Annotated in this window: 9 protein-coding genes; 5 read left to right on the forward strand and 4 right to left on the reverse strand. The window is 64.8% G+C overall.

The window, feature by feature from the left end:
- Positions 1–54 precede the first annotated feature (54 nt).
- On the forward strand, positions 55–810 hold the full coding sequence (locus ON44_RS13120) for a DJ-1/PfpI family protein (protein ID WP_040689653.1): 756 nt from the start codon (positions 55–57) through the stop codon (positions 808–810).
- On the opposite strand, the gene ON44_RS13125 is transcribed toward ON44_RS13120, so the two are convergent.
- The 3 genes from ON44_RS13125 to ON44_RS13135 all read right to left on the reverse strand — a co-directional run bounded on the left by ON44_RS13125 (position 807) and on the right by ON44_RS13135 (position 3,963).
- A complete protein-coding gene (locus ON44_RS13125; protein ID WP_040689657.1) occupies positions 807–1,175 on the reverse strand; it encodes a DUF1304 domain-containing protein in 369 nt (122 codons plus the stop codon). The genes ON44_RS13120 and ON44_RS13125 overlap by 4 nt on opposite strands.
- Before the next feature lie 109 nt (positions 1,176–1,284).
- Positions 1,285–2,979, reverse strand: coding sequence for a serine/threonine-protein kinase (locus tag ON44_RS13130; RefSeq protein WP_245567131.1), 1,695 nt, complete (start codon positions 2,977–2,979; stop codon positions 1,285–1,287).
- A 93-nt stretch (positions 2,980–3,072) separates the two neighbouring features.
- A complete protein-coding gene (locus ON44_RS13135; protein WP_040689663.1) occupies positions 3,073–3,963 on the reverse strand; it encodes a bile acid:sodium symporter family protein in 891 nt (296 codons plus the stop codon).
- A 170-nt stretch (positions 3,964–4,133) separates the two neighbouring features.
- On the opposite strand from ON44_RS13135, the gene ON44_RS13140 reads away from it, so the two are divergent.
- Positions 4,134–4,682, forward strand: coding sequence for an LppP/LprE family lipoprotein (locus ON44_RS13140; RefSeq protein ID WP_051181953.1), 549 nt, complete (start codon positions 4,134–4,136; stop codon positions 4,680–4,682).
- An 8-nt stretch (positions 4,683–4,690) separates the two neighbouring features.
- On the opposite strand, the gene ON44_RS13145 is transcribed toward ON44_RS13140, so the two are convergent.
- On the reverse strand, positions 4,691–6,199 hold the full coding sequence (locus ON44_RS13145) for an FAD-dependent monooxygenase (RefSeq protein ID WP_245567132.1): 1,509 nt from the start codon (positions 6,197–6,199) through the stop codon (positions 4,691–4,693).
- Between the two features lie 153 nt (positions 6,200–6,352).
- Here ON44_RS13145 and ON44_RS13150 point away from each other — a divergent pair, with 153 nt between their 5' ends.
- The 3 genes from ON44_RS13150 to rpoB all read left to right on the forward strand — a co-directional run.
- Positions 6,353–7,084, forward strand: coding sequence for a TetR/AcrR family transcriptional regulator (locus ON44_RS13150; protein ID WP_040689664.1), 732 nt, complete (start codon positions 6,353–6,355; stop codon positions 7,082–7,084).
- Positions 7,085–7,473: 389 nt separating this feature from the next.
- On the forward strand, positions 7,474–9,498 hold the full coding sequence (locus tag ON44_RS13155) for a CocE/NonD family hydrolase (RefSeq protein WP_040689666.1): 2,025 nt from the start codon (positions 7,474–7,476) through the stop codon (positions 9,496–9,498).
- 318 nt (positions 9,499–9,816) lie between these two features.
- On the forward strand, positions 9,817–12,981 hold a 3,165-nt coding region (rpoB, locus tag ON44_RS13160), incomplete at its 3' end, for a DNA-directed RNA polymerase subunit beta (RefSeq protein WP_040689670.1).

Raw genomic sequence — 12,981 nt, forward strand, 5'->3', positions numbered from 1 at the left:
CGCACCGTCAGCGGCTACTGTCGAGGGCGGGATCCACCATGGGAGGGAAGGTCGATGCAGATCGCCATCGTCGTCTATCCGGGTATGACCGCGCTCGATGTGATCGGGCCGTACGAGGTGCTGCGGATGCTGCCGGGTGCGCGGCTGCGCTTCGTCTGGCACGAGCCGGGGCCGATCACCACCGACAGCGGTGTGCTGCTGCTCGGCGCGACGCACTCCCTCGATGAGACGCCTTCTCCCGATATCGTGCTCATCGGCGGCTCTGGTCCCGCGACCGCGGCCACGGCGGCCGACGAAAAGCTGCTCGCCTGGCTGCGTCAGGTGCACGAGACCTCGACCTGGACCACCTCGGTGTGCACCGGATCGGTGATCCTCGCCGCCGCCGGGATTCTGCAGGGCAAGCCCGCGACATCGCATTGGGCCGGTTTGCCGATGTTGAAGGCGCTCGGCGCCGAACCACGCGCCGAGGAACGAATCGTGCGCGACGGCAAGATCGTCACCGCCGCGGGCGTATCCGCTGGAATCGACCTCGGGCTGTGGCTGGCCGGTGAGATCGCGGGCAAGGACCAAGCCGAGGCAATCCAGCTGATGATCGAGTACGATCCGCAGCCGCCCTTCGACAGCGGCCATATGAGCAAGGCGAGTTCGGCGACGCGGCGCAAGGTGATCGGCCTGGTAGGTCGGGAGGGTGTCGATCTGCTCACTGCTGATCCGCGTGCCGTTGTGCGGGAGGCGAGCGCCATCGCGAAGCTGTCCTGGGCAGCGACCATCGAGCGAGCCCGCGCGCGTCGACGGTTCGGAAAGCGTTAGTTGCTGCCCGCGATCAGCACGGCGACCAGGGCGATCGCTCCGGGCAGCGCTTGGACGAACAGGATCCGACGGTTCGCGGTCGCCGCACCGTAGATCCCGGCGACGACAACGCATGCGGTGAAGAAGATCATCGCGGCGAATCCGACCGGGTCCGAGGCGATGATGCCCCAGATCAGACCGGCCGCCAGGAAGCCGTTGTAGAGGCCCTGGTTGGCGGCCAGAACCTTGGTCTGCTCGGCGAATTCGGCGGTGCTGCCGAAGGACGCGCGCACCCGCGGCGTGGTCCACAGGAACATCTCCATGACCAGGATGTAGATGTGCAGCAACGCCACCAGGCCGACCAGCACCTCGGCTACTACGCGCATTCGATGATCCCTTCACACAGATACGGCTCGTTGTCGAACCGGTGATCGTCCACAGAATGGACGATCGGCGCCGAGTGCGTCGGAAGGCGCGCCCGACGAAGTTCGCGCGTCAATTCTTGTGCAGAGTGCCGGTGACATCGCCGAGCACACCGCTGAAACCGCCGCTGAAGCTGTAGGTGACCGAACCGTCCGGCTGCAGGATGACCTTCGAGGTCGACCCTTCGTCCATACACCCGCTCGCACCACCGCTGAGCCGTGCCACAAAGGTGAGCTGGGTGTCGGTGGCATTGGTCAGACGTTCGGCGCGTTCGCACCGGCTGCGTGATGCCTGGCCGGTATTGGCCGAGGCGGCGACCTCCTCGCCGACTTTCCCGTCGTGAATGGTCAACTCGATATCGAAGGTGGCGAGCGCATCCCTTGCCGTGCCGGTCCACTTGCCGACGAACGCTTCGGGTACCGCCGAATCCGTGGCCGCTGCCGAAGTGCTCGTCGCGGAGGTCTGCGTCGTCGCGGTGGTCGTGGGAGCGGCGGAGGTGAGCACCGCCGAAGTGCTCACCGTCGCCGCGGAATCGGAGGACTTGTCGGTCAGTTGCGTGCCGATGAGGAATGCGCCGCCCGCGACGATGAGACCGACCACCACGGCCGCGACGGCCCATGCGGTCCGACGTGAACGACTTTTCGGCGCGGGCTGCGGGTAGTAGTAGGCGGGTTGCGGCCCCGACTGGTCATGGGCCGGCGGATACGGCGCGTACAGACGGCTCGAATTGGCTTGTGGCCCAGGAGGTCCGGATTGCCATGCGGTATTTCCGGATTGCCAAGCCACCGTATCGGCCGCAGGCCGGGACAGCGCGTGGGGCGGTGAGTGCGGCCCCGAATTCGATTGCGGCAGCGGCCGCGAAATCGTCGCCGCCGACCGTGCCGGATCCGGTCCGACCGCCTCGACCGGCCCGGATTCCAGATCGAGCAGCGCAACCGCCCGCCTGCTCACCTCTTCGAGCACCGGCGCGGGCAGCCAGCCGCCGCGTTCCGGAACCCCGAGTTCGGCAAGCTGATCGAGCAACTGCTGCGGCGTCGGGCGCGCCGCCACATCCTTGTTCAGGCACGCCGCGATGAGCGGCCGCAGCCGGTCCGGCACCGACGTGAGCCGCGGCTCCTCGTACACCACCCGATACAGCATCTGCACGGTCTCACCGGCGCCGAACGGGCCCTGACCGGTCGCCGCGTAGACGAGCACGCCGCCGAGCGCGAATACATCACCTTCGGGTCCCATGGTCGGTCCGACCACCTGCTCCGGACACATGAATCCCGGTGAGCCGATGACATTTCCGGTGGTCGTCAGTGCGCTGTCCTCGGCGGCGCGCGCGATGCCGAAGTCGATCACCTTCGGACCGTCCACGGCCAGCAGCACATTGGACGGTTTCAGATCGCGATGCACGATCCCGGCACCGTGCACCGCGATCAATGCCTCGGCGAGACCGTGCGCGAGCACCAGCAGCGTGTTCTCGCTGAACGTGCCGAACTGCTCGACCGCATCGGTCAACGAGAACCCGGCCACATAGCCGGTTGCCAGCCACGGCGGCGTCGAATCCACATCCGCGTCGAGTACCGGCGCGGTGAACTTCCCGCCGACCCGCCGCGCCGCGGTGACCTCGCGCCGGAACCGCTCGCGGAACTCGTTGCCGATCAGATCCGGCCGGATCACCTTCACCGCGACGGTGCGGCCACCCGCGCTGCGCCCGAGGTACACCCGGCCCATACCGCCCGCACCGAGCAGGCCGAGTAGCCGGTAGTCCCCGATCCGCATGGGATCGTCTGTGCCGAGCGGTCGCATCGCGAACTGGGGTCCTCTCACCTGACGTCGAACACGCAAAGGCTACCCAGGCCGCGCTCGGTTGCCCTAGCCGGTAGCGGCCGGAATCGGTGTGGGAGCCGCGCGGCGCAGCTGCCGCGCCAACAAGTATGCGGCGATGGCGGCGGGAACATTCATCAGTACCCCGTAGACCGCGGGCGGCACCGCCATCTGCGAATTGTGCAGCACACTGGAGGCGACCGCGATCGCCAACGCGCCGTTGTGGATGCCGATCTCCATCGCCGAGGCGATCGCCTGATCGGTCTCCACCCGGAACAAGCGCGGCACGGTGTACCCGATGACGAAGCTCAGCGTCGACAACACCAGGCTGAGGGTGGCGAGCTTGCCGATGTTCTCGGTCAATGTGTCGAACTCGCGCCCCACCGCCGCCACCACGACCAGCAGCAGCACCACCGCCGAGACGATCTTGACGTTCTTGCGCATCCGCTCGGCCCAGTCGGTGAACCGGCGATGCACCCACATCCCCACCGCGACCGGGACCAGCACGATCGCGAACACCTGGGCGAACTTATCCGGCCGCAACCCGATCGCGGCGTCATCGTCCATGAACAGCGTGAACGACAGCGTCACCACCAGCGGCAGGGTGAAGACGGCGAGAATCGAATTGATCGCGGTCAGCGTGATATTCAGGGCCACATTGCCACCGGCGATATGGCTGAACAGATTCGCCGACGGCCCGCCCGGCGAGGCCACGAGCAACATCACCCCGACGGCCAGCGCACCCTCGAGCCGGAACAGATAGACCAGACCCAGGCAGATCGCGGGCAGCACGATCATCTGGCACACCAGCGCGACCACCGCCGCCTTGGGATACCGCAGCACTCTGGCGAAATCGTCGACGGTCAAGGTCAACCCGAGCCCGAACATCACCAGCGCCAGGGCCAGCGGTAGGAACACGGCGAAAATCGTTGAACCCATTCAGATCTCCTCATCAGGACTCGGACGGATATCGACGTTATCGACTCACTGTCCGGGCAGCGACCCCACCGGTGGGAGCCCGGCCGTGGCTACCGCCGGATTCGACGATGCGATGATGGTGTACGGAGCGCGATCGAGACACTCGTCCGACTTGAAGGGGCCTTCGCTCTATGCAGACCTATCGGCTCGTATTGCTCACCCTCGGTATCGGACTCACCTGTGTGACCGCGTGCGGCTCGGGCGACAACGGCGGCCGGATAACCGATTACGGCCCGACCCCTTCGGTGGTGACCACGTCGAGTGCCGCACCGACGGCGAAATGCGGAGTTGATCTGAACGCACCGGTGATCGGTTCCGCCATCGCGACGTTGCCCGTCGATCCGCTTACCAAGGTGCCGTGGTCCACCGATCCGGCCGGATTCGAGGGCACCTTCGATCCGTGCGTCACACTGTCGGCCGTGATCATTGCGGTCGAGGGCGCGACCGGCAGTTCACCGAATCATGTGCTGCTGTTCCACAAGGGCGAGTTCGTCGGAACGGCGACGCACGAGAGTCTCGGGTTCACGTCACTGGATCCCGGGCGCACGACCGATGACACCGTCGGCGTGACCTACAAGACGCCCGGCAGTTGTAATGCCTGCCCGGACGGCACGCTGACGCCGGTCCAATTCCATTGGGATGGAAAGCAAGTACGGACGATCGGGACGCCACCGAAATAACCGCGGGCTCATCGCATTATGCGATCCAGGGCCGCGTGCAACTCGGCGGCCGGATCGCTCGGCAGGCTCGGCATACGCCAGGCAATGATCTGATCGGGGCGCACGAGGAGTGCGCCGGTAGCGGAGAGGCCGACGGTGTCGGGCCAATCCTGGTCCAGCTCATGGACTTCCAGCGGTAGCTGGGACTTCCAGGCGGTACCTGCTGGGCCGACCAAGACAGCGCAGGAGGTTCCGATGAGGTCGAGCGTCGAGCGACCGTCGGTCAGCCAACGATGAGGCAGCCGGGTGCCGGGTTGGCCGGTGAGGTCGAGATGCGCCATGGTGTGCGTGCTGCCGTCGTCGATGAGCGCCCCCGTGCGGTAGCGGTTGCCCAGGATCAGGGCGATCGGATCGGCGAGTGGTGTGGCGTCGGTGGCTTCGCGATTCATGGTGCGCAGGTCGGCGGTTCGGATGCTCGACTGGTCTGCGATGTACCAGCCGACCGGGCGGCGTTCGGTGTGGTAGGTGTCCAGCAACGCCGGATCGGCCTCGTCGCGCAGGACGGCCGCCAACTTCCAGGCGAGGTTGTGCACGTCCTCGATACCGGTATTCGCGCCCGCGGCGGCGAAGGGCGGCATAACATGAGCGGCGTCACCAGCCAGGAAGACGCGTCCCGCGCGGTATTGCTCGGCGACGAACATCCCCGGCTCCCAAGGCAATACGCTGAGCAGCTCGATCGGCATATCGGGAACACCGATGGCCGTTCGCAATACGCTCGGCCATTTATCCGGGGAACGGTCGACTCCCTCGGTGGTGGTGAATATCCAGCGCTGTGAGCCGTCGATCGAGGCGAAAGCTCCTGGCACATCGGCATTCTCGATCTGGCAGAGGTTGAATTCGCGGCCGCGCACCCGCTCGGTGAGATCGGCGCGGAAGTAGACATTGACGGCTCGGCCGAGCGTGCCACGACCATCGCGCGGAATACCGAGCCGCTCGCGGATCGGACTCGACGCACCGTCGGCGGCAATCAGATAGTCCGCGCGCAACCGCTCGACCGTGCCGTCGTCGGCGCGAATCGTGGCGGTGATGCCCTCGGGCTCGTCGGCGAAGTCGGTCAGCTCGACGCCGAACCGCACATCGCAGCCGCGAGCCACGGCGATGCGCCGCAGCACCGGCTCCAGCAGATCCTGGGCACACAGGCAGGCGGCGGCCGGGGTGATGGTCGACCAGTCCGGCACCCCGCCGGGCAGCGTGAAGGGGATCCGTTCGGCCCGCGCGAGTGTCGGACCGGCCGCGAAGTGCTGGTATGCCGCGAGGTCGCGGGCCGCGTCCAGAACCTCCTGGGCAATGTCGAGCTGGCCGAACAGTTCCATGGTCCGGATATTGATGCGCCGGGCCTTGGGCTGCGGTGAAGTGGTCGGCCTGCGTTCGACCAGCACCGTTGCCACGCCCTGCCGGCGCAGGAACAGTGCGGCCGACAGTCCGACCAGTCCGCCGCCGACGATGAGAACGCAAGGTGCGTGTACGTTGTACATCATGTGTACGTTGTACACGAATGGTTGAATGCCCGGCAAGGAGGTGGCAGTGAGCGAGCTCAGCGAGCGAACCATCAACACAGCCGAGCACTCGCTCGTGCCGGAACCGAGCGCTAGCGAGGTGGAGGCATGAGCGAGCGCCGGCGAGGTGGAGGCATGGGCGAGGAATCGTCGCCGCCCGGACCGTTGATCTGGTCGCTACCCGAACCGCCGGGCCGACCGACTACGACGTTGAGCCGGGCGAGCATCCTGCGGGCGGCCTTGACCGTGGCAGATGCCGAGGGTGCGCGGGCACTGACCATGCGGCGGATCGCCACGGCGGTCGGTGCGTCCACGCCGATGTCACTGTATCGCTATGTCGGGAGCAAGGATGGTCTCGTCGACTTGATGATCGACGCCGTCTACGGCGAGATTCCGCTACCCGCAACACCTTCGGGCCATTGGCGCACCGCTCTCGAAGAGCTTTCGCTGACCACCTGGTCGGTGATCCAGCGCCACCTCTGGTTCGGTGAACTCGTGCACACGCGACCGCCGCTCGGGCCGAATGCGCTGTGCTACTTCGACTTCCGTTTCGCCCTCTTGGAACCCCTCGATATCGCCGCCGACGATATGACGCTGATCACCGCCGCCGTCGACGGCCATCTCATCGGCGCCGCACTGCAACTCGCCGAGGAGAACCGCATGCGGGCCCGCTCCGGACTGCATACCGACGACGAGCTGGCCGCCGCCGCGCAACCGATGCTGGCGCCGATGCTCGCCGATGGTCGCTATCCGGCCTTCGCTCGCTGGCTGGCCGCGCGTACCACCACTGGCGGCGTAGACCCCGTCGAGTGGACGCTGACCAGCCTGCTCGACGGCATCACCGATCGCCTCGGCCTACCGAAGTAGCCGCTGGCTCGGTTCGCGGCATCGAGCGGGATATAGCGCACGAGGATGTCGTCGGAGTCGTCGAAGGTTCGGGTTTCCACCCGCCGCAGGGCCGGAGGGTCGCCGATGAAGATCGGGGTGCCCGTGCCGAGCCTGGTCGCGCCGATCCCTGGTGGCTTGTGCCCGTAGGTCGGTCGACGTAGATCAGTCACGGTTCGATAACGCCTCGGTGCGGGTCCAGCGAGTCTGCGGGGGAATCCGACGAACCGAATGGACCGTACCTAGCGGGATATTCGCCGATGGATTGCTATGGAGTCGTCGCGCGTCGATCGGGCGATCCTGTCTGCATGCTGCGTACCAGTCGAGAGGGGATCGGGAGTTTGTCGGGGCATGGAGTGGCACCTGCGCTTATGCGTTCGTTTCGACTGGCGACCGTTGTCGCGGCCGTGGTGGCACTGGCTTCGAGTGGCGGCGGCTCCGCGACTGCCGAGCAAAGCATCGACAGCGCCCTCGGCGAGCGGTGGACCGCTATGCACGACGGTCCGCAGGAGTATGCCGATGTCCATATCGACTGGGATGTCCCGATTCGCATGAGCGACGGTGTCGTACTCAAGGCCAATGTGTATCGGCCCGTCGATGCGGCGAAGACAGTGGTGGGCAAGCCGTTGCCGACAATCGTGAACCTCACGCCGTACACCAAACTCATGGGCAATCTGATCGATTCGGCATTGGCCGCGCCCGGACTGCGGCCCTTCACCATGGATATGGTCCGGCGCGTCAATCTGTCCGGCACGCCGATCAGCGGATTCGGCGAGCTGATGCACGCACTCGACGGCGGCATGATCCAAACCGTGCTCGGCATCGACCGGAATCTCATCCGCAGCGGGTACACGTTGGTGGTCGCGGACGTCCGCGGCACCGGCTTCTCCCAGGGCACCTGGAACACCCTCGGTAAGCGGGAACAATTGGATACCCGTGAGGTGATCGATTGGGCGGCGAAGCAGCCGTGGTCCAACGGCACTGTCGGTATGAGCGGCGGCTCCTATGCGGGCATCAATCAGCTTCGCGCGGCCGAAAACGCCCCTGCCGCACTGAAAGCCATCTTCCCGGTGGAGGCGGGTAGCGATCTGATGCGTGATGTCGTCGCGCCGGGCGGCGGTGTCGGCACGACCTTCCTGCCGCTGTGGTTGAACAATGTGAACCAGGCGAAGTTGATTCCCGACGTGCAGTCGATGCTCAACGGCACCTTCGACTGGAAATGGCTCCAGTCCAGGTTGGCCGATCCGGCAACCAATTCCGATCTGCTGGCCCAGGCGCTGCTCACCCCGTCGCTGGACCGGGTGCCGACGACGTTGGCTGCCGCGCTCGACGACGACAGTGAATTCCGCCAGGGGATTCTCGGGCATCCCGACCGAATTACGGTGCCCACCTTCATGTACGGCGGCTGGCATGACATCTTCGCCAATAGCGCGGCCAAACTCTACAACGTGATCCCACTGCCACAGGCGAAGAAGCAGTTGCTGATCGGCGATACCTATCATGCGAATCCGGGTGCCGGTACGGGTGCGGCCGGCGCGCCGCCGCGGCTGGATGTGCTGCAGCGGGTGTGGTTCGACAAGTGGCTCAAGGGCATCGATAACGGCATCGGCGACTTCGGGCCGATCACGCTGTGGGAGCAGGGCTCGGGCTGGAAGACCTTGGGGCAGTTCCCGGAAACCGGTGTCACGCATCGTCGTGTCTATCTGTCCTCGGTGTCGAGCGATACCGCCGACCATGCGGCGCACGACGGATCACTGTCCTCGACGAAGCCCAAGGAGCGCATCGCCCTGCAGGTGGTGCCTGGGTTGACCATGGTGTGCTCGCGCGATGCCGCTCAGGGCTCCGCCGGTCTCGCCGCGCCATTCGATATCTGCGCCAAGGATTCTCGCGTCGCCGAGGGCAACGGGCTGACCTTCACCAGTGCGGAGATGAGTGAGCCGACGGTGATATCCGGGCCGATCAATGTGCACCTCAATGCGGTTCACGATGCGACGGACGGGTATTGGGACGTCACCGTCAACGATGTCGCACCCGATGGCACGTCGACCGTGTTGACCACCGGCCAGCTCACCGCGTCGCTGCGTGCGGTGGACGAGGCGAGGAGCATGCGCTCGGCGAGTGGCGATTACACCGCGCCGTACAACCCGATCACCCTGGAGAGCCTGCTGCCCGTCGTGCCGGGCAAGCCGATGACACTGGATATCGCGGTCATCCCGACGCAGGCCGTCTTGTTGCCCGGCCACCGGCTGCGGGTGGCTGTGTTCGCCGGAAACGTGCCGAAGGCATTGGCTTTTCGGCCGATGCTCAACGCCACCGAACTCAAGCCGCAGTACCTGCAGCTCGATCCGGATGCGCCCAGCTTCGTCAACCTGCCTACGAACCGGCCCATCGCCTGAAATGTGGCGAAAACCTTGACGCAGCCGGGGTGCGCAAGTTATTCTATAAATGGGAAGCAATTCAGCGTGGGTTTGACGTGGCCCAAAAACCTTGATTCCTATTCTGATTTCGCACTCGACATTCAGCGAGTGCGAGTGTAATTTTGGACGTTGCGCTGGTTGCCTCCTGTCCACCTCACGAACCAATCGTTGTAAACATCATCCGCTGTGGTGATGTTTCCTTCGTGGTGCGCGAGTTTCGTTCGGGTGCGCTGCCGGGGCGGAATTCGTCAGTAAGACAAGCGATGTTCACGCATTGCGTGAGGGGAAGGACGCACCTTGTCAGAATCGAGCCGGACGGTCGGTGCACCGAAGCGGATTTCCTTCGCCAGGATCCGGGAGCCACTGGAGGTCCCCGGCCTGCTCGACGTGCAGATCGATTCGTTTGCCTGGTTGATCGGCGGCCCGGAATGGGAAGCCCGCGCCGCCGAGCTCGGCGTGGGTAATTCGGTGGGAGGGCTGCAGGAGGTGCTCGAGGAGCTTTCGCCGATCGAGGACTTCTCCGGGTCGATGTCCCTTTCTTTCTCGGATCCTCGTTTCGAGGAGGTCAAGGCCTCCATCGACGAGTGCAAAGACAAGGACATGACCTACGCGGCGCCGTTGTTCGTGACCGCCGAGTTCATCAACAACAACACCGGTGAGATCAAGAGCCAGACGGTCTTCATGGGTGATTTCCCGATGATGACCGATAAGGGCACGTTCATCATCAACGGCACCGAGCGCGTCGTCGTATCGCAGCTGGTGCGTTCGCCGGGTGTGTATTTCGATCACAGCGTCGACAAGACCACGGAGAAGGATCTGCACGGGGTGCGGGTGATTCCGTCGCGTGGTGCTTGGCTGGAGTTCGATATCGATAAGCGCGACACCGTCGGTGTGCGCATCGACCGCAAGCGCCGCCAACCCGTAACGGTCTTCCTCAAGGCGCTCGGCTGGAGTTCCGAGCAGATCACGCAGCGCTTCGGTTTCTCCGAGGTCATGATGTCGACCCTGGAGAAGGACCACACGGTTGGCACCGACGATGCCTTGCTCGATATCTACCGCAAGCTGCGTCCGGGCGAGCCGCCGACGAAGGAGTCCGCGCAAGCGCTCCTGGAGAACCTGTTCTTCAAGGACAAGCGCTACGACCTGGCGCGCGTGGGTCGCTACAAAATGAACAAGAAGCTCGGCATCAGCACCACCACGGACCAGACGCTGAGCGAAGAGGATCTCATCGCGATCATCGAGTACCTCGTCCGGTTGCACGCGGGCGAAAAGACCATGACGGCGCCCGGTGGCGTCGAGGTTCCGGTCGACGTCGATGACATCGACCATTTCGGTAACCGTCGCCTGCGCAGGGTCGGCGAGTTGATCCAGAACCAGATCCGGGTCGGCATGTCGCGGATGGAGCGGGTGGTCCGCGAGCGGATGACCACCCAGGACGTCGAGGCCATCACCCCGCAGACGCTGATCAATATCCGTCCGGTCACCGCATCGATCAGGGAGTTCTTCGGAACTTCGCAGCTGTCGGTGTTCATGGACCAGAACAACCCGCTGTCGGGTCTGACCAATAAGCGTCGGCTCTCGGCGCTGGGCCCGGGTGGTCTGTCCCGTGAACGCGCCAGCCTCGAACTGCGCGATGTGCACCACAGTCACTACGGCCGGATGTGCCCGATCGAGACCCCGGAAGGTCCGAATATCGGCCTGATCGGCTACATGTCGGTGTACGCGCGGGTCAATCCGTTCGGCTTCATCGAGACGCCGTACCGCAAGGTGGTCGATGGCAGGGTGACCGATGAGGTCGAGTACCTCACCGCCGACGAAGAGGAACGGTATGTGCGTGCGCAGGCCAATTCGCTGATCGACGCGGACGGATACCTGGTGGAGGACAAGATCCTGGCCCGGCGCCTCGGTGAGGAGGTCGGATCGGTTCCGGCCGATGAGGTCGACTACATGGATGTCTCACCGCGCCAGATGGTTTCGGTCGCGACCGCGATGATTCCGTTCCTCGAACACGACGACGCCAACCGCGCCCTCATGGGTGCGAACATGCAGCGTCAGGCCGTGCCACTGATCCGCTCCGAGTCACCGATTGTCGGCACCGGTATGGAGTTTCGTGCCGCCCTCGATTCCGGCGATGTGGTCGTCAATGTGAAAGCCGGTGTGGTCGAGGAGGTTTCGGGCGACTTCATTACCGTCATGGCCGACGACGGCACACGCAAGAGCTACCGGTTACGCAAGTTCGCCCGCTCGAACCAAGGCAATTGCGTCAATCAACGCCCGATCGTGGATGAGGGTCAGCGGGTCGAGTCCGGCCAAGTTCTCGCCGATGGTCCCTGCACCGAGAACGGTGAGATGGCGCTCGGCAAGAACCTGCTCGTGGCGATCATGCCGTGGGAGGGCCACAACTACGAGGACGCGATCATCCTGTCGCAGCGCATCGTCGAACAGGATGTGCTCACCTCGATCCACATCGAGGAGCACGAAGTCGATGCTCGTGATACGAAACTCGGTGCCGAGGAGATCACCCGCGATATCCCGAACGTCTCCGACGAGGTGCTCGCCGATCTCGACGAGCGCGGCATCATCCGCGTCGGTGCGGAGGTGCGACACGGCGACATCCTGGTCGGCAAGGTCACTCCCAAGGGTGAGACCGAGCTGACGCCGGAGGAACGATTGCTGCGCGCGATCTTCGGTGAGAAGGCGCGCGAAGTGCGCGACACCTCGATGAAGGTGCCGCACGGTCAGTCCGGCAAAGTTATCGGTATTCGGGTGTTTTCGCGCGAAGACGACGATGATCTGCCGCCCGGTGTCAATGAACTCGTGCGCGTCTATGTGGCGCAGCAGCGCAAGATCCAGGACGGCGACAAGCTCGCCGGTCGCCACGGCAACAAGGGTGTCATCGGCAAGATCCTCCCCACCGAGGACATGCCGTTCCTGCCCGATGGCACTCCGGTGGACATCATCCTGAACAGTCACGGTGTGCCGCGTCGTATGAATATCGGCCAGATCTTGGAGACCCATCTCGGTTGGATCGGCAAGGCGGGCTGGGAGATTCAGGGCACACCCGACTGGGCGATTTCGCTGCCCGAGGAGATGCGGGCCGCGCCTGCCGACAGCAATCTCGCCACCCCGGTCTTCGATGGCGCACGGGAGGAAGAGCTCAGCGGGCTGCTCGGCTGCACATTGCCCAACCGCGACGGCGAGGTGATGGTCGGTGCGGATGGTAAAGCGACTTTGTTCGACGGACGCTCCGGTGAACCGTTCCCGTACCCGGTCGCGGTCGGCTACATGTACATCCTGAAGCTGCACCACCTGGTCGACGACAAGATCCACGCCCGTTCGACCGGTCCGTACTCGATGATCACCCAGCAGCCGCTCGGTGGTAAGGCGCAGTTCGGTGGTCAGCGCTTCGGTGAGATGGAGTGCTGGGCCATGCAGGCCTACGGCGCCGCTTACACGCTGCAA

This window comes from Nocardia vinacea NBRC 16497 (assembly GCF_000308835.1).
Taxonomy (GTDB): domain Bacteria; phylum Actinomycetota; class Actinomycetes; order Mycobacteriales; family Mycobacteriaceae; genus Nocardia; species Nocardia vinacea.

Coding starts and splice junctions, on each gene's coding strand:
- ON44_RS13120 (WP_040689653.1), top strand. CDS start 55: ATGCAGATCGCCATCGTCGTCTATCCGGGTATGACCGCGCTCGATGTG.
- ON44_RS13125 (WP_040689657.1), bottom strand. CDS start 1,175: ATGCGCGTAGTAGCCGAGGTGCTGGTCGGCCTGGTGGCGTTGCTGCAC.
- ON44_RS13130 (WP_245567131.1), bottom strand. CDS start 2,979: ATGCGGATCGGGGACTACCGGCTACTCGGCCTGCTCGGTGCGGGCGGT.
- ON44_RS13135 (WP_040689663.1), bottom strand. CDS start 3,963: ATGGGTTCAACGATTTTCGCCGTGTTCCTACCGCTGGCCCTGGCGCTG.
- ON44_RS13140 (WP_051181953.1), top strand. CDS start 4,134: ATGCAGACCTATCGGCTCGTATTGCTCACCCTCGGTATCGGACTCACC.
- ON44_RS13145 (WP_245567132.1), bottom strand. CDS start 6,199: ATGATGTACAACGTACACGCACCTTGCGTTCTCATCGTCGGCGGCGGA.
- ON44_RS13150 (WP_040689664.1), top strand. CDS start 6,353: ATGGGCGAGGAATCGTCGCCGCCCGGACCGTTGATCTGGTCGCTACCC.
- ON44_RS13155 (WP_040689666.1), top strand. CDS start 7,474: ATGCGTTCGTTTCGACTGGCGACCGTTGTCGCGGCCGTGGTGGCACTG.